The organism is Pseudonocardia terrae (genome assembly GCF_021343995.1).
Lineage (GTDB): Bacteria > Actinomycetota > Actinomycetes > Mycobacteriales > Pseudonocardiaceae > Pseudonocardia > Pseudonocardia terrae.
This window is the reverse complement of the sequence record NZ_JAJTTE010000011.1, coordinates 69,907-91,209: the sequence shown is the minus strand read 5'-3', so window position 1 is coordinate 91,209 and position 21,303 is coordinate 69,907. Positions and strand designations below refer to the sequence as shown.

Below are 21,303 nucleotides of genomic sequence, written 5' to 3'. Positions count from 1 at the left end.
AATGGGTCCGTCGTCGTGCAGGAGGATCCGTGGGCGAGCTCTACGTTCCCAAGAACCCCATCCGTTTCGTGACGGCCGCGAGCCTGTTCGACGGGCACGACGCGGCCATCAACATCATGCGGCGCATCCTGCAGCGGCAGGGCGCCGAGGTGATCCACCTGGGCCACAACCGCTCGGTCGACGAGGTCGTCACCGCCGCGATCCAGGAGGACGTGCAGGGCGTCGCCATCAGCTCGTACCAGGGCGGGCACGTCGAGTACTTCTCCTACCTGGTCGAGCTGCTGCGCGAGCGCGGCGCCGGGCACGTCAAGGTGTACGGCGGCGGGGGCGGCGTGATCGTCCACGAGGAGATCGAGCTGCTGCACTCCCGCGGCGTCTCGCGCATCTTCTCCCCGGACGACGGCCAGCGCCTGGGCCTGCCCGGCATGATCAACCTGATGATCCGGGAGACCGACCAGGACCTCTCGGAGCAGCCCCCGGCGTCGTACGACGGGGTGTTCACCGGCGAGACCGCCACCCTCGCCCGGGCGCTGACCCTGGCCGAGTCCGGGAAGCTGCCGGCCGACGTGCTGGAGCGGGTCAAGGCCTCCGAGAAGCAGGTCCCGGTCCTCGGCATCACCGGCACCGGCGGCTCCGGCAAGTCCTCGCTGACCGACGAGCTGGTCCGCCGCTTCCGCCTCGACCAGGAGGACAAGCTCCGGATCGCGGTCCTGGCCGTGGACCCGACCCGGCGCAAGGGCGGCGGAGCGCTGCTCGGCGACCGGATCCGGATGAACTCGCTCAAGGGCGACCAGGTCTACTTCCGCTCGCTCGCCACCCGCGGCAACGACGGGGTCATCCCGGAGAACCTGGGCGACGTGATCTCGGTGCTCAAGGCGGCCGGGTTCGACCTGGTCATCGTCGAGACCCCCGGCATCGGCCAGGGCGACGCGGGCATCGTGCCCTTCGTCGACCGCTCGCTGTACGTGATGACGCCGGAGTTCGGCGCCGCGTCGCAGCTCGAGAAGATCGACATGCTGGACTTCGCCGACGTCGTGGCGATCAACAAGTTCGAGCGTCGCGGAGCGGAGGACGCGCGCCGCGACGTCGGGCGCCAGCTGGTGCGCAACCGCGAGGCGTTCGGCGAGAGCTGGGAGGACATGCCGGTCTACGGCACCTCCGCGGCCACGTTCAACGACGACGGCGTGACCGCGCTCTACCACGAGCTGGGCGCGCTGCTCTCCGAGAACGGCCTCACACTGCACGAGGGCCGGCTGCCGAAGGTGGACCGCAAGACCTCCACCGAGTACGCGGCCGTCATCCCGCCGGAGCGGGTGCGCTACCTGGCCGAGATCGCCGAGACGGTGCGCGGCTACCACGCCGAGACCGAGTCCGAGGCCACGAAGGCCCGCGTCCGCCAGCACCTGCGCACTGCGAAGGAGCTGGTCGGCGAGTCGGTCGACGACGCGCTGCGCAAGGCCGAGCAGGACCTGTCGTCGGACTCCGCCCAGCTGCTCGACACCTGGCCCCAGGTCGTCGAGGACTACTCGGGCGACGAGCTCGTGGTGAAGGTCCGGGACTCCGAGCTGCGCACGCAGCTGACCCGGGAGACGCTGTCCGGCAACAAGGTCCCGCGGGTGTCGCTGCCGCGCTACACCGAGGACGCCGAGCTGCTGCGCTTCCTGCGCCGGGAGAACCTGCCCGGGAAGTTCCCGTTCACCGCCGGCGTCTTCCCGTTCAAGCGCGAGGGCGAGGACCCGGCCCGCATGTTCGCGGGCGAGGGCGACCCGTTCCGCACCAACCGCCGGTTCAAGTACCTCTCCGAGGACTCCGAGGCCAAGCGGCTGTCCACGGCGTTCGACTCGGTGACCCTCTACGGGCACGACCCGGACACCCGCCCGGACATCTACGGCAAGGTCGGCACGTCCGGCGTCTCGATCGCGACGCTCGACGACATGAAGGAGCTCTACTCGGGCTTCGACCTCTGCTCGCCCACCACCTCGGTGTCCATGACGATCAACGGCCCGGCGCCGACGATCCTGGCGTTCTTCCTCAACACCGCGGTGGACCAGCAGGTCGAGAGGTTCCGCGAGGAGGAGGGCCGCGAGCCCGACGAGGCCGAGCGCGAGGAGCTGACGGCGTTCGCCTACGCGAACGTCCGCGGCACGGTGCAGGCCGACATCCTCAAGGAGGACCAGGGCCAGAACACCTGCATCTTCTCCACCGAGTTCTCGCTCCGGATGATGGCCGACATCCAGGAGTGGTTCATCCGGCACAAGGTGCGGAACTTCTACTCCGTCTCGATCTCCGGCTACCACATCGCCGAGGCCGGGGCGAACCCGATCAGCCAGCTCGCGTTCACGCTGTCCAACGGCTTCACCTTCGTGGAGAGCTACCTCGCGCGCGGCATGGACATCGACGACTTCGCGCCGAACCTGTCGTTCTTCTTCTCCAACGGCATGGACGCCGAGTACACGGTCATCGGCCGGGTCGCGCGGCGGATCTGGTCGGTGGCGATGCGGGACAAGTACGGCGCCAACGAGCGCTCGCAGAAGCTGAAGTACCACGTCCAGACGTCGGGCCGGTCCCTGCACGCGCAGGAGATGAACTTCAACGACATCCGGACCACGCTGCAGGCCCTCTGCGCCCTGTACGACAACGCGAACTCGTTGCACACCAACGCCTACGACGAGGCGATCACCACCCCGACCGAGTCCTCGGTGCGGCGCGCGATGGCGATCCAGCTGATCATCAACCGTGAGTGGGGCCTGTCCATGAACGAGAACCCGCTGCAGGGCTCGTTCGTCGTCGACGAGCTGACCGACCTCGTCGAGGAGGCGGTGCTCGCCGAGTTCGACCGGATCGCCGAGCGCGGCGGCGTGCTGGGCGCCATGGAGACCGGCTACCAGCGCGGCAAGATCCAGGACGAGTCGATGCTCTACGAGCACCGCAAGCACGAGGGCACGCTGCCGATCGTCGGTGTGAACACCTTCCTCAAGCCCGGCGCGGACGACGAGGAGCCGGTCGAGATCGAGCTGGCCCGCGGTACCGAGGCCGAGAAGAAGTCGCAGCTGGACCGGCTGGCCGACTTCCAGGGCCGGCACAAGTCCGAGGCCGAGCAGGCGATCCGCCGGCTGCAGGACGTCGCCACCGGTGAGGGCAACGTGTTCGACGAGCTGATGAAGGCCGCCCGGGTCTGCTCGCTGGGGCAGCTCACGGACGCCTTCTTCGAGGTGGGGGGCCAGTACCGGCGCAACATGTAGCCGGTCCGCACCCGCCGCACCCCCGTCGCCCCGCACCTGGTCAGTGCGGGGCGACGTCGTTCCCGGGGCATGCGGTCGCCGTCCGCCGGGTACGTGGGGACTGGACGACGTGCGTGGAGAGGGGACCCGATGGGCCGGGCGAAGGTGGTCGTGGTCGGCGGCGGGTTCGGCGGGGTCTACGCGGCCCGCCGGCTCGCGCGGGCCGACGCGGACGTCACGCTGCTCGACCGCACCACGACCTCGCTGTTCCAGCCGCTGCTCTACCAGTGCGCCACGGGACTGCTGTCCGAGGGCCAGATCACGTCGCCGTTGCGCACCCTGATGCGCCGGCACCGGAACGTGCGCGTGGTCCTCGGGGAGGCCTGCGACCTCGACGCGACGGCGCGGGTGCTCACCGCCCGCCGGCCCGACGAGACGACCTTCGACCTGCCCTACGACCAGCTGATCGTCGCCGCCGGGATGCGCCAGTCCTACCTCGGCCGCCCGGAGTTCGCGGTGCACGCGCCCGGGATGAAGACCATCGACGACGCGCTCGCCATCCGACGCAGGGTCTTCGGCGCCTTCGAGATGGCCGAGACCCTCCCCGACCCGGAGGACCGGGCGGAGTGGCTGACCTTCGCCGTGGCCGGCGCCGGCCCGACCGGGGTGGAGCTCGCCGGGCAGATCCGCGAGCTCGCGCTGCACGCCATCGAGCACGAGTACCGGCACATCGACCCGCGGGAGGCGCGGGTGCTGCTGTTCGACGGCGGCGACCGGGTGCTCAAGTCGTTCGGGCACAACCTCACCGAGAAGGCGCAGCAGGCGCTGGACCGGCTCGGCGTCGAGACGGTGTTCGGGGTGCACGTCACGGAGGTCGACGAGCGCGGGGTGGTCACGACCGCGAAGAGGCCGGGTCCCGACGGCACGCGGGAACAGCGGCGGTACGACGCGCGCACGGTGCTGTGGACCGCGGGTGTCGAGGCGGTGCCGTTCCTGCAGAACGTGGCGAAGGAGACCGGCGTGACGCAGGACCGGCAGGGCCGGATCCCCGTCGAGCCGGACCTCACCGTCGCCGGTCACCCCGAGATCCGCGTCGTCGGCGACGTGATGAGCCTCGACGACCTGCCGGGTATCGCGGAGGTCGCGATGCAGTCCGGGCGGCACGCCGGCGAGGACGTCCGGCGGGTCCTGACCGGGCAGCCGACGCGGCCGTTCCGCTACCTCGACCTCGGGAACGCCGCCTACATCTCGCGGCGGCACGCGCTGCTGGAGAAGGGCCCGGTGCGGCTCGACGGGTTCGTCGGCTGGCTGCTCTGGGGCGCGATCCACATCGCGTTCCTGGCGGGCGTGCACAACCGGTTCACCACACTGCTCAACTGGACGACCGCGCTGGCCGCCAACCGGCGCGGGGAACGCGTGTACCCGTTCGGCGACCCCACGACGGCCGAGCGCTCGTACAGCGAGGACTACGTCTCCCGGCGCTGACCCTCCCGGCGCCGGCCCTTCCCGACGCGGGGCGGACGTCGCCCGGCGCCGGCTCACGCCGGGGCCGGGATCCGGCGCAGCGTCAGGGCCAGGACGAGGGCGCCGGCGAGCAGCACGGTCAGGTAACCGACCACCCCGGTCCAGCCCGCGTGGTCGAACACCACCCCGCCGACGGTGCCGCCGACGCTGCTGCCCGCGTAGTAGCCGAACAGGTACAGCGACGAGGCGATGCCGGGTGACCCCTCCGCGAGCATCGACGACCGGCGGCCCACCCAGCTGCTGGCGAGCGAGTGCCCGGCGAAGAACCCGACGGTGACGAGGATCAGCCCGAGCAGGACGGTCGGCAGCCGGGCCGGCGCGGTGACCCAGGCGCCGGCGACGGCGACGACGATGCCGATCCACATGACCTTCCGGCGGCCGAACCGGTCGCCGAGCCGACCCGCCGCCGTGGAGGCGTAGGACCCGGCCAGGTAGCCGAGGAAGATCAGCGCGACCAGCGCCGCGGGCAGCCCGAACGGGGCGCGCAGCAGCCGGAAGCCCAGGTAGTTGTACATCGTCACGAACGCGCCCATCAGCAGGAGGCCGATGCCGAACAGGCACAGCAGGCCCGGGTCGCGCAGGTGCCGCAGGATCGGCACACCGAGCTCGCCGAGCCGGACCCGCGGGGCGGCCGGGGCGATCGACGGCGGCAGCAGCAGCCGGAAGGCCACGGTGCAGAGCAGCGACACGAGGCCGACGGCCAGGAGCGCGAGCCGCCAGCCCGCGACGTCGGCGACCCCGGTGGCGATGAGCCGCCCGGAGAGCCCGCCGATGGTGTTGCCGGCGATCAGCAGCCCGACCGCGCCGCCGAGGTGCCGCGGCGCCACTTCCCGGGTGACGTGGGACATCGCCAACGCCGGCAGCGCGGCCAGCGCGACCCCCTCCAGCGCGCGGATCCCCACGAGCACCGCGAAGGTCGGCGCGAGCGGGGCGAGCAGCCCGAGGACCGCCGACGCGGTCAACGCGACGGTCATCACGCGGGCGCGGCCCCAGGCCTCGGCCACCGCGGAGAGCGGGACGACCGCGAGCGCGAGGGTCAGCGTGGTCGCGGAGAGCGCGAGGCTGGAGGTCCCGGACGAGACGCCGAACTCGTCGGAGAGCGTGGGCAGCAGCCCCTGCACGGCGTAGACCAGCACGAACGTCGCCAGCCCGGTGCACCACATGGCCAGCCCGAGGCGGCGGTAGCCCGGGCTGCCGCGCTCGTGGCCGAGGGCGGACGTGGTGGGGGACGGCGCGGTCGTTGTCATCGCCAACGACCGTACGACCAGGACCAGCATGCGTCCAATGCATCTGATCTGCTGCGATAATGCATAAATGGATGAGTCGCAGGTCCTCGCCGCGCTCGCACCCCGGTTGCGCTGGTTCGTCGCCGTCGGGCGGGCCGAGCACGTCACGCACGCCGCGGACGAGCTCGGTGTGCCGCAGTCCACACTCTCCCGCGGGGTCGCCCGCCTCGAGCAGGAGCTGGGGACCTCGCTGTTCGTCCGCAGCGGCCGCACCGTGCGGCTGACCCGCGAGGGCCGGCTGCTGCTGCGCTACGCCGAGCGCTCCCTCGCCGAGCTGGCCACGGGCGCCCGCGAGCTGGCCGGCGAGGTGGACAGCGTGCACGGCCGGATCACGCTGGCCTTCCTGCCGACCCTGGGCGCCGACGTCGTCCCGCGAGTGATCGGCGAGTTCCGCGCGCGGCACCCCGGCATCCGGTTCGACCTGGTCCAGGACGCGCACGCGGTCCTGCTGCAACGGCTGCGCGCCGGCGAGGCGGACCTCGCGCTCACCTCCCCGCTGCCCGAGGAGGCCGGGCTCGCCGCCCAGCCCCTCGGCGAGGAGGAGCTGCGGCTCGTGGTGCCCGCCGACCATCCGCTCGCCGACCGGCGCGAGGGCATTCCGCTGGCCGAGGCCGCGGGCGAGGCCTTCGTCGGCTTCCTGCCCGGCTACGGCCTGCGCACCATCGTCGACGCCTGGTGCCGGGAGGCCGGGTTCACCCCGCGGCTGGCCTTCGAGGGCGGCGACACGGCGACGCTGCGCGGGTTCGTCGGGGCGGGCCTCGGTGTGGCCCTGCTGCCGGTCTCGCACCGCGAGCCGCCGCCCGGCGTCGTCGAGCTGCCGTTGACGAGCCCGCGCACCAGCCGCGTGATCGGCGTGGCCTGGCCGCGGGACCGGCCCGCCAGCTCGCCGGTGCGGGCGCTGCGGCGATTCCTGCTGGACCGGGACGCTCCGCTGTTCCCCGCGTGACGGTTCCCCGTGTGAGCGCGGGCCGGCGGCACCGTGCGCGTCAGGACGGGTCGCCGTGCCTGCCGAGCGTCTCGACGGGGGTCGCACCGGGACGCGTCCACTGCGGCACGGGGCGGCTCGTCGGCCCCCAGGTGGCGTTCCCGTCCGCGTCCGTCCGCCAGGACCAGCACGCGTGGCGTCCCCCGGGCCAGCCCTCGGGGGTGTCCTCCCAGGCCTCGCCGCGGCCGTAGGGCGTCATGTCGAGCAGGCCGAGGGACGCGTTGACCCGCTCGTTGCCGCGGCCCGTCGTGGAGTAGGTGAGGAAGGTGCGGTCGCCGTCGCGCAGGTAGCTGGTGAGGTACCCCATGTGGCCGCCGGCGGGCCCGGCCACGCCGCGCACCGAGTACCAGGGCTGGGTGTAGCCCATGAACTCGACGTAGGCCGCCACCTCGTCCCACCGGCCCGTGGTCAGGACGGCGAACGAGACGCCACGGGCATGGAGGTAGGACGCGTCCTGCAGGTGCCAGGCCGTGGTGGTGCAGCCCTCGCACTGGCCCTGGTGCGGCGCGTCGTCCCACCACATGTGCTTATAGACCACGAGCTCCTCGCGGCCCTGGAACAGGTCCAGGAACGGGACGGGGCCGTCGGCCCCCACGACCTCGACCGTCCCGTCGAACTCCACCATCGGCAGCCGACGGCGGGCCGCTGCGAGAGCGTCGCCCTCGCGCGTGTGGGCCTTCTCGCGGACCAGGAGCTCGTCGCGGGCGGTCTGCCAGGTGGCGAGGTCGACGACGGGCGGGCGGCCGGGCGGCGCGGTGGTCGGGTCGCTCGGGGTGGTCGTCATGGCGTCCTCCGTGGTGTCTCGTGCCGGGCGGCATCGTGCGGCGTCGTGCTCCAGCAGGACAGACCGGTGACGTCGCCGGTACTCATCGCCCGGGCACTGGATGTACCGGCCATGGGCCGACGAGTGGGCGGGCCGCATGAGAGGCTCGGGGCCATGGTGATCGACGACGAGGGCCGCGAGGTCGACGTCCCCACGAAGGTCGCGCGCATCGCGTCGATCGTGCCCTCGCTGACCGAGGCGGTCGGGGCCACCGACCGCTCGACGCTCGTCGCCGCCACGGACTGGTGCACGCACCCCGCGGACCTCGACGTGCCGCGGGTGCGCGGCACCAAGAACCCGGACGTCGAGGCGATCGTCGCGCTCGCGCCGGACCTGGTGCTGGCCAACCAGGAGGAGAACAAGCCCGGCGACCTGCAGCGGCTGCGCGACGCCGGGCTCGCCGTCTACGTCACCGACATCCGGACCGTCGACGGCGGGCTGGACTCGCTCGGCCGCATGCTCGCCGCCTGCGGGTTCGACGAGCCGGCGTGGCTCGCCGAGGCCCGCCGCCTGTGGGCCGCGCTCCCGGAGCCGACCGAGCGGCGCCGCGCGCTGGTGCCGATCTGGCGCAAGCCGTGGATGGCCTGCGGCTCCGACACGTTCACCGGCGCGGTGCTCGCCCGGCTCGGCGTGGACAACGTGCTGGCCGACTCCCCCGAGCGCTACCCGCGCTTCGACCCGGCCGACCTCCCCTCACACGATCTCGTGGTGCTCCCCGACGAGCCCTACCTCTTCACCGCCGACGACGGCCCGGAGGCCTTCGCCGCCCCGTCCGTCCTGGTCAGCGGGCGCCTGCTGACCTGGTACGGGCCCAGCCTGGTCGAAGCGGCGCGGGTGCTGCCTGAGGCGCTGCGGGGCTGAGGCCCCAGGCAGAGCTTTCCACTCAGTGAGTCCTTCGGAAGTGGTCCTGAGCTGCGAACTTTACCTTGTGTTCGAAGTGGTGTTCGAGTAGGGTCGATGCATGCTCCCCAGCCCGATCGCCAACGCGTGGCGCCTGCTCGACGACGCCGTCGACGCGCTCGCCGCCGCGACCGGACCGGGCGCAAGTGCCGCCGAGCTGGTGGAGACGCTGCGGGTACGCGAATCGGTCACCCGGCGCCTGGAGCAGCTCGGCGTGCAGACAGTGGCCGAGCTGGACCGGCGCGGCACCTTCGCCGAGCACGGCTACGCCTCGCCCACCCGGGCGCTGCAGGATCTGCTGCGCCTCGACCACGGGCCCGCCGCGCAGCGGGTCGCAGTCGCCGACGCGGTGTGCCCGCGGATCGGGCTCGACGGCGCGGTCTTACCCGCGAAACTCCCGGCCACGGCGGAAGTGTTCGCCGCCGGGACCACCTCGCTGGCCCACGTCGCGGTGCTCACCCGGCTGCTGGCCTCCCCGCCCGCGGGCCGACTCACCCCGGAGATTTGGGCCGGCGCGGAGATCCAGCTCGCCGACGCCGCCACCAGCTACACCCCCGCGAGCTGCAGCAGTGGGGCACCGCGCTGCTCGAGGCCCTCGACGAGGACGGCCCCGAACCCGACGACACCCCAACCCCCGCCGCTCAACGAACTGCGCCTGACCCGCCCAGCTGGCGTGTGACTGCGGCGTCGTCCCCATGGTGCTCGACGGCGCCGGGCAACCCCTCGACGTCGGCCGGCTCACCCGCACCATCCCCGACGGGCTCCGCCGGGCGGTGACCTCCCGCGACGGCGGCTGCGCGCATCCCGGCTGCGACCGCCCACCCTCCTGGTGCGAAATCCACCACGTCCTCCCCTGGGAACACGGCGGCCATACGGCGCTCGGCAACCTGGTCATGCTGTGCAAGGCCCACCACCACCAGATCCACACCACCGACTGGGTCGCCCTGCTGCGCGACGGGATCCCGGAGTTCGTGCCCCCGGTCTGGATCGACCCCGAGCAACGACCACGAAGTCGGCCACGGACCTGGGACCTCACGCACACCCTCGGCGGGCAGCCACTCGTCGCCCAACCCGTCTGAGGGCTCGCCCCTGCACCGAGGGCTCGCCCCTGCACGCACATCCTCACTCATGCGGGCAAACGCGGGCGTCCGGTTGCCGGTCCGGCCATCGGGACACGGCGAGGCGCCTGGCGAGCCGAACGGCTGCCAGGCGCCTCGTCCGTCGTGCGGTGGCGCGCTACTTCTTGAACACGTCCTTGGCCGCGTCCTTGACCTTCTCGCCGGCCTGCTTGACCTTGCCCGAGGCCTGGTCACCGCGGCCCTCGGCCTCGAGACCCTCGTCGTCCGTCGCCCGGCCGACGCCCTCCTTGGCCTTGCCCTTCAGCTCCTCGGCCTTGTTGTCGATCTTGTCGTCCATCGCCATGGCGCACTCCTTCGCGTCGCTCACCACGACCCTCGATGGGCCCTACATGAGGGGGCTTACCCACCGGACCCGCTCTCGGAACCTCGTCGGCCGGCGGCCTTCCGCAGGCGCCGGCACCGGCCGCTACGGCCCGCTTCCGCACGAGCCGGCACCGGCCGGCACGAGCCGTCCACGGTCACCGCTGCGACAGCTCTCGCCGGATCCGGTGTTTACTCCGGCGCGGTCTCGGGTAGGGAGCCCGATGCCGTACGGAGCCGCCGGGGCTCGGTGGCTGGTGCTGACCGCCAGCATGGGCGCGGGACACGATCAGGTCGCCCGCGAGCTCGGCGCCGGGCTGCGCCGCCGGTTCCACGAGGTCCTGGTCGTCGACCTGATGCAGGTGCTCCCGGGGGGCGCGGCGCTGCGTGCGGGCTACGCGGGGATGCTGCGCCATGCGCCGTGGCTCTACGAGGCGATCTTCCGCGCGTTCTTCAGCGAACGACGCCACTGCCGGCCAGGGGTCTTCCCACTGGACCAGCTCGCGGCGTGGCGGCTGCGGGACCTGGTCGCGGGCTACCGGCCGGACGTGGTCGTCTCGACCTTCCACCTGGCCGCCCAGGTCGCGGGGCACATGCGGGTCGCCGGCCTGCTCACGGTGCCGTCGGTCGTCGTGATCACCGAGCCCGCCGCTCACCGGCAGTGGCTGCACCCCGCGACCGACGCGTTCTTCTGCCCGTACCCCTGGGTCGCCGCGCACGCCCGCGCCCGCACCGGCCTGCCGGCGCTGGCCCCGGGACCGGTCGTGGCCGACGGGTTCCACCTGGGCCGGGACCCGGCAGCGGGCCGGGCCGCGCTCGGGCTCGCCCCCGGCGACCGCGCGGTCCTGGTGTCGGCCGGGTCCTGGGGAGTCGGCTCGACGGCCCGCACGACCAGAGCCCTGTCGGCGCTGCGCGGCGTGCGCACGGTGGTGCTCTGCGGGCGCAATCCCGAGCTGCGCCGCGAGATCGGCCGGCTCCCGGGCTGCCTGGCCCTCGGCTGGCGCGACGACGTCGGCGATCTCCTCGCCGCGGTGTCGGTCCTCGTCGACCAGTCCGGGGGCACCGCCTGCGCCGAGGCGTTCGCGACCGGGATCCCCGTGGTGTTGCACCGGCCGTTGCCGGGCCACGGTCGCCTCGGCGCGGCCGCGCTCGCCGCCCACGGGGTGGCGTCGTTCGCGCCCGACACGGACGCGTTGCGTGAGCAGGTGCTGCGCCTGTCGGCGCCGGGGCGGGACCGGGAGGACCAGGTGGCGCGGGCCCGCTCGGTGTTCGTCGAGGATCCCGTCGACGCCCTCCTGGCCTGGCGGGAGGGCACGGGGTTCACCCGCCGTCCGGTTGCGCCTCCGCCAGCGGGGAGTGCGCCAGCGCCACGGTCCCCCCGATCGCGATCGCAGCCCCGATGAGCGTCGGCACCAGCCAGATCCCGGCGCGCAGCTGCTCGCCGAACATCAGCACCCCGTAGGCGATGGCCGCCAGCGGGTCGCACGTGGTGATCGCCGGCTGGGCGGCGACGATCGGGCCCGCCTGCAGGGCGTTCTGGGTCAGGAAGACGCTGCCGATCCCGGCCGCGACCATCGCGTAGACCGGCCAGTCGGACAGGAGTGCGGCGACGCCGCCGTCGAGCACCCGCAACGCCTCGTCCATCAGCGCCGCGGTGAACCCGAACCCGATCCCGGCCCCCACCCCGAACAGGGCGGCCCGGCGGCTGCCCCGCGTGCGGAGCCCCACCAGGACCAGCGCGGCCACGACGACGAGGGTGACGGCGATGACGAGTACCCAGCTGGCCCCGGTCGAGGCCGGTCCCGGGCGGGGCTCGAGGGCGATCAGCACCAGCGTCAGCCCGGCGCTGACGGCGAGGGTGCCCCAGACCGCGTTCCGGTCGACGCGCCGGCCGAACACCACGGCCGCGACCGCCAGCGTGAGCGGGAGCTCGAACACGACGATCGGCTGCACGAGGGTGAGCGGGGCGAAGTGCAGCGCCGCGGCCTGGCAGAGGAACCCGCCGATCATCCCGGCGATCCCGACCAGCCATGGTGGTCGCCGCATGAGGTCCCACAGCAGCGCGGGCCGCATGGTCTCGCTGTCCGGCGCGGCCCGTGCGGCCTTGCGCTGGAACACCGTTCCCACCGCGTTGCACGCCGCTGCGCACACCGCCAGGACGACGCCGAGCACTACAGCCCCCTGTGCAGGTGCAGAGTTCTGCTGCGCGCCACCACCACGACCCCGGCGATCATGACGGCGAGCCCGGCCGCCGCACCCACCAACCAGCCGGGCGCCAGTCGGATGCGCTCACCGTAGACGCCGAGGCCGAACGCGATGCCGGTGAGCGGCTCCGCGGCGGTGATGACCGGCAGGGAGGAGCGCAGCGGCGCGCTCCCGAACGCGTTCTGCATGAGCAGGATCCCGGTGATCGCCACGAGGACCAGCGCGTAGAACGGCCAGGAGGCGAACAGGCGGTCCGGGCCCCGCCCCAGCGCGCCCACCACACTGCGTGTCAGCCCGTCCTGCACGCCGAACAGCAGGCCGGCGCCCAGGGCGAGCATGCCGGCCCGGGTCGGCCCGTCCCGGGACCGCGACAGGAGGACGAGCACCGCGACGACCACGGCGACGACGCCCAGGAACACCGCGCTCGCCGGGTCCGCGTGCGTGGCGGCGGCGTTCCGGGCCTGTCTCGGTGCGGCGCAGACCAGGAACAGGACGACACCGCCGACGAGCGCGACCGACCCGATCCAGTCCTCGGCGCGCAGCGGGGCGACGGACAGCGCCCGGGTGAACAACAGCGCGAACAGCAGGTTGGTCGTCAGGAGCGGCTCGACCAGGGTGACGTCCCCGACGCCGAGGGCGGCGGCGCCCAGCAGCTGGCCCGCGATCATCGCGGCGAGGCCGGCCAGCCACATCGGCGTGCCGATCAGGTCGCCGAGCAGCCGGAACGACACGGCCGCGTCGGGCACCGAGCGGGCCCGGGCCGCCCGTTGCTGCAGCACGAACCCGAGGCCGAGGAGCACCGCCGCGCCGAGCCCGAGGCCCGCGACGTCCGCCCACCGGCTCACCGCCGCACCGTCACGAGGGCACGCCGTGCTCGCCGAGCGGGCCGAGCGTGAGCGCGCGCTCGGCGGCGAGCGCGGCGAGCCTCGGCAGGGCCGCGGCCGTGACCGGACCCGGGACCACGTCGTGCAGGAGCAGCGTGGCACCCCCGACGAGCCCCGGCTCGAGCCGTCGGACGACCGAGTCCGCGGTCGCCGTGGCCGTCCAGTCCTTCCCCCACGCCGTCCAGAGGACCGGGCGCAGGCCCAGTTCGTGCGCCGCGCACACCGCCGGACCGGTGAGGACCCCGAACGCCGGACGGAACCACCGCGGTGTCGTGCCGCAGGTCTCGCCGATCAGGTCCCGGGTGTGGGCCAGCTCGTCGCGCACCCGGCGCCGCCCGCGGCCGAGCAGGTACCCGTGGTCCCACCCGTGGACGGCGATCTCGTGGCCCGCGGCGGCCAGCTCCCGGCCCAGGTCCGGGTTCCGGGCCAGCTCGCGTCCCAGGACGAAGAAGGTCGCCCGTACTCCGAGCCCGGCCAGCGCGTCCCGCACGGCCGCCGTGCCCGGCGGCGAGGGTCCGTCGTCGAAGGTCAGCGCCACGTGGCCGGCGGCGCCCCGCCCGGACAGACCGGGCAGCAGCCGCCGTACCGGTGGCAGCCAGCTCGCGGCCGGGAGAAGGTGCGAGCCCGCGGCCGCCCCCGCGCCGAGCAGCGACCACCGCAGGGTGGTCCTGCGGACGGTGGCATTCACCCGGTCACCTGCCTTCCCGGGGCGAGATCCGGCCTCCCCCGGCCCGGCGGCAGGCTCCTGCTCGTACCCGCCGACGCGCCGCCGAAACCGGCAGGCCGCCGGCCGTGGAGCCCTGGTCCGGCGCTCTCCCGGGGCCTCAGGAGGCGCGCGGGAGGCGGGCCTCCCGCAGCGCGCTGCGGCGGACCTTGCCGGCGTCGTCGCGCAGGGGGTCGGTGGTCAGCTCGACGGTACGCGGCACCTTGTACGGGGCGAGCCTGCCGCGCACGAACTCACGCAGCTCCTCCTCCCCCACCGGGCCGCCGACCTGCACGATCGCGTGCACGACGCTGCCGTAGTCCTCGTCGGGCAGCCCGATCACCGCGGCCGAGAGCACCGCGGGGTGCGCGGAGAGCGCGGACTCGACCTCCGCCGGGTACACGTTGGCCCCGCCGACGAGGATCATGTCGGTCTGCCGGTCGGCGAGGTAGAGGTAGCCCTCGGCGTCGAAGGACCCCATGTCCCCCAGCGACTCCCACCCGTCGCGCTCGCGGGCCTCCGCGCCGATGTAGCGGTAGGTCGGCGCCTCGCCGTCGCGCCGCATCCAGATCTCGCCGACCTCGCCGGGCGGCAGCTCCCGGAAGTCCTCGCCGCGCACGCTCATCCGGCCGCGCTGCACCCGCCCCACCGAGCCGGGCCGGTCGAGCCACTCCCGGCCGTCGATCATGCAGTTGGCCTGCGCCTCCGTGCCCGAGTACAGCTCGATCACGATCTCCGGCCGGTCGACCCAGTCCAGCCAGCCCCGCTTGACGTGCGGCGGGCAGGGCGCGCCGACGTGCAGCACGGTCCGCAGCGAGGACAGGTCCGCCGCGGCCCGCACCTCGGCGGGCAGCCGCAGCATCCGCCCCATCATCGTGGGCACCACGTACAGCCACGTGGCCCGGTGCCGGGCGACGAGGTCGAGCGCGCGGGCGGCGTCGAACCGTCCCATGAGGACGACGTGGTGCCCCTGCAGCAGCGCCATCAGCGAGAACATGTACGGCGCGTTGTGGTAGAGCGGTGCGGTCGACAGGAACACCCCGTCCCGGCCGATGCGCAGCAACGGGGCGCGCGCGAGCACGGCCTCCACACTCGCCTGCTGCCCCGCGACGATCAGCTTCGGGCGGCCCGTGCTGCCGCCCGAGGTCGGCGCCTTCCACGAGGGCCCGACGAGGTCGGGCAACGGCGTGGCGTCGCCGGTCGAGAGGTCCTCGTCGCCGCTCGACCACGAGCGCCCGTCGCCCGGGTCGAGCCCCACCACCAGCGCGGGATCGGCGATCTCCACCAGCGCGGCGAGCTCCGTGGGCGGCAGCCGGTGGGACAGCGGCTGCGGCACCGCCCCGAGCTTCCACGCGGCCAACGAGCACTCGACGTGCCGGATCCCGTTGGGCAGCGCGATCGAGACGAAGTCCCCGTACCCGACCCCCAGCGCGGCGAACCGCCGGGCGAGACGGGTGGAACGCTCGTCGAGCTCCCGGCGCGTCACCCCGCCGTGGTCGTCGGTGAGCGCGGGGGCGTCGGGCGCCGCGGCGGCGAGCTCCCGCAGCCGGACGGCGAGGGCGGTGGGGGCGACGGTGCTCGGCATCGTTCTGAGCATTGCTCACGACACGGCGCCACGGCAAGGTGACCGACGGCGTCCGGCCGCCCCGCGCGGGTATGGTCACGATCATGACCGACGACGCGGGGGTCCTCGTCCGCCGGCAGGGACCGGTCGGGCGGCTGACGCTGGACCGGCCCGGCGCGCTCAACGCGCTCACCGCCGGCATGATCCACACCCTGCTCGGCACGCTCGAGGGCTGGGCGGAGGACCCGGCGGTGGCCGCCGTCGTCGTCGACGGGGCGGGGCCGAAGGGGCTGTGCGCGGGCGGCGACGTCCGGTTCCTGGTCGACGACGCCCGCGACCCGGCGAGCCGCGGCCGGGCGGGCGCGGCGATGCTCGCCGAGGAGTACCGGCTCGACGCCCTGGTCGCGCGGTACCCGAAGCCGTACGTGGCGCTGATGGACGGCGTGGTCATGGGCGGCGGCGTCGGGATCTCGGCGCACGGCTCGGTCCGGGTCGTCACCGAGCGGACGATGCTGGCGATGCCGGAGGTGACGATCGGCTACGTACCCGACGTCGGCGGCACCTGGCTGCTCTCGCACACCCCCGGCGAGCTGGGCACGCACGTCGCGCTGACCTCGGCCCGGCTCGGGGCGGCCGAGGCGATCGCGTGCGGGCTCGCCGACCGGCAGGTGCCGTCCGACCGGCACTCGGAGCTGGTCGACGCGCTGGTCGCGGGCGGCGATCCCGCCGAGGTCGTCGACGCGCTGGCCGTGGACCCGGGCCCTGCGCCCCTGCTCGCCGACCGTGGCTGGATCGACGCCTGCTACGGCGCGGACACCGTCCCGGGGATCCTCGCCGCGCTCCGGCAGTGCGACGAGCCCGGGGCGCGCAAGGCGGCCGACGCGATCGGCCGGGCGGCACCGCTCGCCCTCGTGATGACCCTGCGCGCGCTGCGGGCGGCCCGCGCCGCGACGGTCGAGGAGGCCCTGAGCGCGGAGTACGTGACCAGCCGGTGCAGCATGCGCTGGCCGGACTTTCCCGAGGGTGTGCGAGCGCTGCTGGTGGACCGCGACGGCGCGCCCCGCTGGTCGCCCCCGACGCTCGACGAGGTCACCGGCGAGGTCGTGGAGCGGTTCCTCGCCGGCGCCCTCGACACCGATCCCGAGCTGCGCCTCTAACGGCTCGCCTTCAGCAGGTCGGCGCACTTCTCGCCGACCATCATCGTGGTGATGTTGGGGTTGATCGCGGGCAGGAAGGGCAGCACCGACGCGTCGGCGACCCGCAGGTTCTCCACCCCGCGCACCCGCAGCTGCGGGTCGAGCGGCGCCTTCGGGTCCGTCGCCGGGCCCATCTTCACGGTGCACGCCGGGTGGTAGACGGTGTTGTGGGTCCTGACGATGTAGTCCTCGATCTCGTCGTCGCGCACCGCCTCCGGTCCCGGTGCCAGCTCGGCCGCCACCCACTCCTTGAGCGCGGGCTGCTCCGCGATCCGCCGGGCCAGCCGGACGCCCTCCGTCATGACCCGCATGTCGTGGCCGTCGGGGTCGGTGAAGTAGCGCGGGTCCACCCGGGCGCGGTCGCGGAAGTCCCGGCTGCGCAGCCGCACCGTCCCCCGGGACCGACCGCGGGTGACGTTCGGGGTGAGGCAGAAGCCGTTGTCGGTCGTCGGGTAGCCCCAACGCACGGTGTTGAGGTCGAACGGCACCGAGCCGTAGTGCATCATCAGGTCGGGCCGGTCCAGCCCGGGCAGCGTGCAGTGGAACAGCCCGATCTCCCACCACTGCGTCGAGTGCTCGACCATCGGCCGCCCGGCGTCCCACATGACGAGGCCCTCGACGTGGTCGTCGAGGTTGGCCCCGACGCCCGGCGCGTCGACCAGGACCTCCACGCCGAAGTCCTTGAGGTGCTCGGCGGGGCCGATGCCCGAGAGCATCAGCAGCTTGGGCGTGTCGATCGCCCCCGTCGAGAGGATCACCTCGCGGCCCGCGCGCACGATCTGCCGGCCCGGCCCGATGCCGCGCTGGTACTCGACGCCGGTCGCCCGCGTGCCGTCGAAGAGCACTCTGGAGGCCCACGAGTCGGTGCGGACCTCGAGGTTCGGGCGCGTGGCCATCACGGGGTGGAGGTAGCTGACCGATGCCGAGGACCGCGTTCCGTCCGGGAACGAGTTGATCTGGAAGAAGCCGGCGCCCTCGGTGATCGTGACGCCCTCGTTGAACCGCACGGTCGGCAGCCCGACGGCCGCGCACGCCTCCAGCACCGCGACGCCGCACGGGTCGTCCGGCGGGACCTGCATGATGTTGACCGGGCCGGAGCGGCCGTGCCCCTCCCACGGCCCGTCGTTGGTCTCCAGGCGGCGGATCAGCGGCCAGCACTCGTCGGCCGACCAGCCCTCGCAGCCCTGGGACGCCCACTCGTCGAGGTCCTCGCGCGGGGTCCAGAACGCGATGCAGGAGTTGTGCGAGGAGCAGCCGCCGAGCACCTTGGCCCGGGCGTGCCGCAGGAAGGAGTTGCCGTGCTCCTGGGGCTCGACGAGGTAGTCCCAGTCGTAGCCCGAGTCGAGCAGGTACATCCAGTCCTCGAGGCGCAGGATCGCCGGGTCCCCGACGTCGGACGGGCCTGCCTCCAGCAGGCACACCGTCACGGACAGGTCCTCGGACAGCCGGGCCGCGAGCGCGCAACCCGCGGATCCGCCTCCCACCACCACGTAGTCGAACGTGTCGGCCCCGCCCGTGCCCGGCGCCTCCCCGATGTGTGCTCCCGTCACGGCAGCTCCCCCTCCATCTGCTCCATCTGCTGGGCCATGTGCTCGGGCAGCGTGCCGAGCCGGTGGCGGCCCTTGAGCCGGAACCACACCAGCCCGACGAGTGCGACCGCCCCGATGAAGATGAACGCGATCCAACGCAGGACACCCGAGCCGTAGACGTCGGCGCGCGGCCAGGCCAGGTTCAGCGCCATCGCCGCGCCCCACAGCACGGCCAGGACGTTGATCGGCAGGCCCAGTTTGCCGAGCGAGAAGTAGCCGGTCGTGGCCCCCTCGGACCCCGGCCACTGCCCGCGGAACCGCTTGACGAGCATCGGCACCGTCACGAGCAGGTAGGCGACGTAGATCATGATGACCGCGACGCTGGTGACCGCGGTGAAGATCGCCGGGGTCCCGATGTTCACGGCCAGGATCAGGATCGCGACGACGCCGATGAGGATCGCGGGGATGACCGGCGTCTTGCGCTTGGGATCGATCCGCGCCAGGCGGGCTCCGGCCGGCAGCGCGTTGTCGCGGGCCATGGCGAACATCAGCCGGATGCCCGCGGTGTGGACGGCCAGCGCGCAGACCGTGATCGCGACGACGATGCAGATCAGGAACACCTTGCCGAGCGGGCCGCCGAGGGCCTGCAGCACGATGAGCTGCAGCCCGCCCGACGCCATCCCGAGCGCCGGGTCGTCGAGGTTCGGGGCGGCCAGGATGCCGAACAGCAGGATGCACCCGCCGATGACGAACGACGCGATCACGGCGCGGAGGATCGCGGTCGGCGCCGTCTTGCGCGGGTCGACCGTCTCCTCTCCCAGCGAGCTGGCCGTGTCGAAGCCGTACATGACGTAGGCCGAGGCGATGGAGGCCACCAGGAACACGCCGAAGTAGCCGCCCGGCTGGCCCGCGCCGATGTCCTTGGTGTCGAAGAAGACCGACGGCGGGTTCATGATGTTGAACGCGAGGACGACCACCAGCAGGATCGCGGCGATCAGCTCGATGAACACGCCCGTGCTGTTGATCCGCGCCATCAGCTTCACGCCGAACGCGTTGACGAGCGTCGTGAACAGGATGAGGATCGTGCCCCAGATCACGGCGCTGTACCCGAAGTCCGTCGTGTTGCTGCCGTCCCCCACCAGCTGGAAGCCGGACCAGATCTGCGGCAGTGTGACCTGGTAGGCCAGCACCACGGCGGCGAGGGTGACCACGGACGCGGTGAACATCATCCAGCCCGCCAGCCAGGAGACCGTCGGGCCGGCCAGGCGTTTGGACCAGTTGTAGACCGACCCCGCCACGGGGTAGCGGCCGGCGAGCTCGGCGAAGCAGAGGGCCACCATCAGCTGGCCGACGAACACCATCGGCCAGGACCACCAGTACACGGGCCCGCCGAGGCCGAACCCGAAGTAGAACAGCTGGAAGGTGCCGGTGAGGATCGAGATGTAGCTGACGCCGGCGGCGAAGCTGGCGAACTTTCCGATGCTGCGGTCGAGCGACTGGCTGTAGCCGAACTCGGAGAGCCCGTGATCGTGCTCGGACGTACTCAACTCACCCTCCCGACCTATCCCGTGAACCACCCCTGCGGTGCGGGGGCGGTGTTCTGCCAGACGTGCTTGGCCTCCTGGTACTCACGGAGACCGGCGTGCCCGAGCTCCCGGCCGTTGCCGGAGCGCTTCATCCCGCCCCACTCCGCACCGGGCACGTACGGGTGGTAGTCGTTGATCCACACGGTCCCGTGCCGCAACGCGGAGGCGACCCGGTGCGCACGGCCCATGTCCTGCGTGAAGACCGCGCCGGCGAGGCCGTACTCGGTGTCGTTGCCCAGCTCGACGGCCTGGGCCTCGGTGGTGAAGCGCTCCACGGTGAGGATCGGGCCGAAGGTCTCCTCCCGGATCACCCGTATGTCACGCGTGACGTCGGTGATCACCGTGGGCAGGTAGAAGTAGCCCTTGGCCAGCGCGGGGTCGTCCGGGCGGGCACCCCCGCAGACGACCGTCGCGCCCTCCTGCCGCGCCGCGGCCACGAAGCCCTCGATCTTGGCCCGGTGCGCCTCGGACACCAGCGGCCCGACCTCGACGCCCTCCTCCAGGCCGTTGCCCAGCCGGATCCGGCCGGCACGCCGGGCGACCTCGGCGACCAGGTCGTCGTGCAGGGAGTCCTCGACGATCAGCCGGGCGCCGGCCGAGCACACCTGCCCGGAGTGCAGGAACACCGCGAGCATCGCGTAGTCCACGGCGAGCTCGAAGTCCGTGTCGGCGAAGACGATGTTCGGGTTCTTGCCGCCGAGCTCCACGGCGGTGCGCTTGATCGTCTCGGCCGAGGCGCGGATGATCGCGCGGCCGGTGGCGAGGCCGCCGGTGAAGCTGACCATGTCGACGTCGGGATGGCCGGTCAGCGGGGCGCCCACCGTGGGCCCGTCGCCCAGCACGATGTTCACGACGCCGGCGGGTACCCCTGCCTCCTCGCACAGCTTCACGAGGTGGATCGACGTCAGCGGGGTGACCTCGCTGGGCTTGATCACCATCGTGTTGCCGGCGGCCAGCGCGGGCGCGACCTTCCACGACAGCTGCAGCAGCGGGTAGTTCCACGGCGTGACCAGCGCACACACACCCACCGGCTCGTGCACCACCCGGCTGACGACGGTCGGGATGCCGGTCTCGACCAGCCGTCCGGCGTCCTTGTCGGCCAGGTCGGCGTAGTAGCGGAAGACGGCCGCGACGTCGTCGACGTCGATGCGGCTCTCGGTCAGCGTCTTGCCGGTGTCGAGGGTCTCGGTGTGCGCGATGTCCTCCTTGTCGCGCACGAGGAGGTCGGCGATCCGGCGCAGCAGCGCACCGCGCGCGGGCGCCCCGGTGGTGCGCCAGGGGCCGGCGGTGTCGTCGAACGCGCGCCGGGCGGCGGCCACCGCACGGTCCACATCGGCCGCCGAGGCCTGGTCCACCGACCGCACCACCGAGGCGTCGAAGGGGTTCACCACCTGGGCGGACCCAGCCGAACCGGAGGTCCACCCGCCGTCGACGAAGAGGTCTGGCACGGCGGTGAGA

The 21,303-nt window shown here is 73.2% G+C and carries 18 protein-coding genes; 8 read left to right on the top strand and 10 right to left on the bottom strand.

Translation table 11 applies throughout. The features are described from left to right. Positions 1 to 29 precede the first annotated feature (29 nt). Both icmF and LWC33_RS09855 read left to right on the top strand, forming a co-directional pair. Entirely contained in the window at positions 30 to 3,242 is a 3,213-nt protein-coding gene (gene icmF, locus LWC33_RS09860; RefSeq protein ID WP_233303968.1) for a fused isobutyryl-CoA mutase/GTPase IcmF, read from the top strand. A gap of 129 nt (positions 3,243 to 3,371) precedes the next feature. Further along, the gene (locus tag LWC33_RS09855; RefSeq protein WP_233303967.1) at positions 3,372 to 4,706 is read left to right on the top strand and encodes an NAD(P)/FAD-dependent oxidoreductase; all 1,335 of its coding nucleotides are present in this window, start codon (positions 3,372 to 3,374) and stop codon (positions 4,704 to 4,706) included. A 53-nt stretch (positions 4,707 to 4,759) separates the two neighbouring features. Here the strand turns inward: LWC33_RS09855 and LWC33_RS09850 are convergent, their stop codons facing one another. Further along, complete coding sequence (locus LWC33_RS09850) at positions 4,760 to 5,992, bottom strand: MFS transporter (RefSeq protein ID WP_233303966.1); 1,233 nt, start codon at positions 5,990 to 5,992, stop codon at positions 4,760 to 4,762. Between the two features lie 67 nt (positions 5,993 to 6,059). Here LWC33_RS09850 and LWC33_RS09845 point away from each other — a divergent pair, with 67 nt between their 5' ends. Continuing rightward, on the top strand, positions 6,060 to 6,977 hold the full coding sequence (locus tag LWC33_RS09845) for a LysR family transcriptional regulator (RefSeq protein WP_233303965.1): 918 nt from the start codon (positions 6,060 to 6,062) through the stop codon (positions 6,975 to 6,977). A gap of 40 nt (positions 6,978 to 7,017) precedes the next feature. On the opposite strand, the gene LWC33_RS09840 is transcribed toward LWC33_RS09845, so the two are convergent. Next, positions 7,018 to 7,800: a DUF899 family protein gene (locus LWC33_RS09840; protein WP_233303964.1), complete on the bottom strand. Its 783-nt coding sequence runs from the start codon at positions 7,798 to 7,800 to the stop codon at positions 7,018 to 7,020. Positions 7,801 to 7,953: 153 nt separating this feature from the next. On the opposite strand from LWC33_RS09840, the gene LWC33_RS09835 reads away from it, so the two are divergent. The 3 genes from LWC33_RS09835 (at position 7,954) to LWC33_RS09825 (ending at position 9,818) form a co-directional block, all read left to right on the top strand. Further along, positions 7,954 to 8,700: a helical backbone metal receptor gene (locus LWC33_RS09835; protein WP_233303963.1), complete on the top strand. Its 747-nt coding sequence runs from the start codon at positions 7,954 to 7,956 to the stop codon at positions 8,698 to 8,700. 100 nt (positions 8,701 to 8,800) lie between these two features. Then, the gene (locus tag LWC33_RS09830; protein WP_233303962.1) at positions 8,801 to 9,418 is read left to right on the top strand and encodes a DUF222 domain-containing protein; all 618 of its coding nucleotides are present in this window, start codon (positions 8,801 to 8,803) and stop codon (positions 9,416 to 9,418) included. Positions 9,419 to 9,434: 16 nt separating this feature from the next. Beyond that, complete coding sequence (locus tag LWC33_RS09825; RefSeq protein ID WP_233303961.1) at positions 9,435 to 9,818, top strand: HNH endonuclease signature motif containing protein; 384 nt, start codon at positions 9,435 to 9,437, stop codon at positions 9,816 to 9,818. Positions 9,819 to 9,975: 157 nt separating this feature from the next. Here the strand turns inward: LWC33_RS09825 and LWC33_RS09820 are convergent, their stop codons facing one another. Beyond that, positions 9,976 to 10,161: a CsbD family protein gene (locus LWC33_RS09820; RefSeq protein ID WP_233303960.1), complete on the bottom strand. Its 186-nt coding sequence runs from the start codon at positions 10,159 to 10,161 to the stop codon at positions 9,976 to 9,978. A 241-nt stretch (positions 10,162 to 10,402) separates the two neighbouring features. Here LWC33_RS09820 and LWC33_RS09815 point away from each other — a divergent pair, with 241 nt between their 5' ends. Beyond that, the gene (locus LWC33_RS09815; RefSeq protein ID WP_233303959.1) at positions 10,403 to 11,581 is read left to right on the top strand and encodes an MGDG synthase family glycosyltransferase; all 1,179 of its coding nucleotides are present in this window, start codon (positions 10,403 to 10,405) and stop codon (positions 11,579 to 11,581) included. Here LWC33_RS09815 and LWC33_RS09810 read toward each other — a convergent pair. From LWC33_RS09810 to LWC33_RS09795, 4 genes are all read right to left on the bottom strand, one after another. Further along, positions 11,499 to 12,350, bottom strand: coding sequence for a DMT family transporter (locus tag LWC33_RS09810; RefSeq protein WP_233303958.1), 852 nt, complete (start codon positions 12,348 to 12,350; stop codon positions 11,499 to 11,501). The two genes, LWC33_RS09815 and LWC33_RS09810, sit on opposite strands and share 83 nt — an antisense overlap. Next, positions 12,350 to 13,228 (bottom strand): DMT family transporter, encoded by an 879-nt coding sequence (locus LWC33_RS09805; protein ID WP_233303957.1) that lies wholly within the window; start codon positions 13,226 to 13,228, stop codon positions 12,350 to 12,352. Before LWC33_RS09805 ends, LWC33_RS09810 begins: the two co-directional genes overlap by 1 nt. 10 nt (positions 13,229 to 13,238) lie before the next feature. Beyond that, complete coding sequence (locus LWC33_RS09800; protein ID WP_233303956.1) at positions 13,239 to 13,955, bottom strand: polysaccharide deacetylase family protein; 717 nt, start codon at positions 13,953 to 13,955, stop codon at positions 13,239 to 13,241. Positions 13,956 to 14,091: 136 nt separating this feature from the next. Further along, positions 14,092 to 15,555: an AMP-binding protein gene (locus LWC33_RS09795; protein WP_233303955.1), complete on the bottom strand. Its 1,464-nt coding sequence runs from the start codon at positions 15,553 to 15,555 to the stop codon at positions 14,092 to 14,094. An 83-nt stretch (positions 15,556 to 15,638) separates the two neighbouring features. Here LWC33_RS09795 and LWC33_RS09790 point away from each other — a divergent pair, with 83 nt between their 5' ends. Then, positions 15,639 to 16,691, top strand: a complete 1,053-nt coding sequence (locus LWC33_RS09790; RefSeq protein ID WP_233303954.1) for a 3-hydroxyisobutyryl-CoA hydrolase — start codon at positions 15,639 to 15,641, stop codon at positions 16,689 to 16,691. Here LWC33_RS09790 and LWC33_RS09785 read toward each other — a convergent pair. From LWC33_RS09785 to LWC33_RS09775, 3 genes are read right to left on the bottom strand one after another with little or no spacing between them, the layout of a single operon-like run. Continuing rightward, positions 16,688 to 18,280, bottom strand: a complete 1,593-nt coding sequence (locus LWC33_RS09785; protein ID WP_233303953.1) for a GMC family oxidoreductase — start codon at positions 18,278 to 18,280, stop codon at positions 16,688 to 16,690. The two genes, LWC33_RS09790 and LWC33_RS09785, sit on opposite strands and share 4 nt — an antisense overlap. After that, complete coding sequence (locus LWC33_RS09780; protein ID WP_233303952.1) at positions 18,277 to 19,806, bottom strand: APC family permease; 1,530 nt, start codon at positions 19,804 to 19,806, stop codon at positions 18,277 to 18,279. The genes LWC33_RS09785 and LWC33_RS09780 overlap by 4 nt, the downstream gene beginning before the upstream one ends. Before the next feature lie 14 nt (positions 19,807 to 19,820). Beyond that, on the bottom strand, positions 19,821 to 21,293 hold the full coding sequence (locus LWC33_RS09775; protein ID WP_233303951.1) for an aldehyde dehydrogenase family protein: 1,473 nt from the start codon (positions 21,291 to 21,293) through the stop codon (positions 19,821 to 19,823). Between the last annotated feature and the right edge of the window lie 10 nt (positions 21,294 to 21,303).

Coding starts and splice junctions, on each gene's coding strand:
- LWC33_RS09855 (WP_233303967.1), top strand. CDS start 3,372: ATGGGCCGGGCGAAGGTGGTCGTGGTCGGCGGCGGGTTCGGCGGGGTC.
- LWC33_RS09850 (WP_233303966.1), bottom strand. CDS start 5,992: ATGACAACGACCGCGCCGTCCCCCACCACGTCCGCCCTCGGCCACGAG.
- LWC33_RS09845 (WP_233303965.1), top strand. CDS start 6,060: ATGGATGAGTCGCAGGTCCTCGCCGCGCTCGCACCCCGGTTGCGCTGG.
- LWC33_RS09840 (WP_233303964.1), bottom strand. CDS start 7,800: ATGACGACCACCCCGAGCGACCCGACCACCGCGCCGCCCGGCCGCCCG.
- LWC33_RS09835 (WP_233303963.1), top strand. CDS start 7,954: ATGGTGATCGACGACGAGGGCCGCGAGGTCGACGTCCCCACGAAGGTC.
- LWC33_RS09830 (WP_233303962.1), top strand. CDS start 8,801: ATGCTCCCCAGCCCGATCGCCAACGCGTGGCGCCTGCTCGACGACGCC.
- LWC33_RS09825 (WP_233303961.1), top strand. CDS start 9,435: ATGGTGCTCGACGGCGCCGGGCAACCCCTCGACGTCGGCCGGCTCACC.
- LWC33_RS09820 (WP_233303960.1), bottom strand. CDS start 10,161: ATGGCGATGGACGACAAGATCGACAACAAGGCCGAGGAGCTGAAGGGC.
- LWC33_RS09815 (WP_233303959.1), top strand. CDS start 10,403: ATGCCGTACGGAGCCGCCGGGGCTCGGTGGCTGGTGCTGACCGCCAGC.
- LWC33_RS09795 (WP_233303955.1), bottom strand. CDS start 15,555: ATGCCGAGCACCGTCGCCCCCACCGCCCTCGCCGTCCGGCTGCGGGAG.
- LWC33_RS09790 (WP_233303954.1), top strand. CDS start 15,639: ATGACCGACGACGCGGGGGTCCTCGTCCGCCGGCAGGGACCGGTCGGG.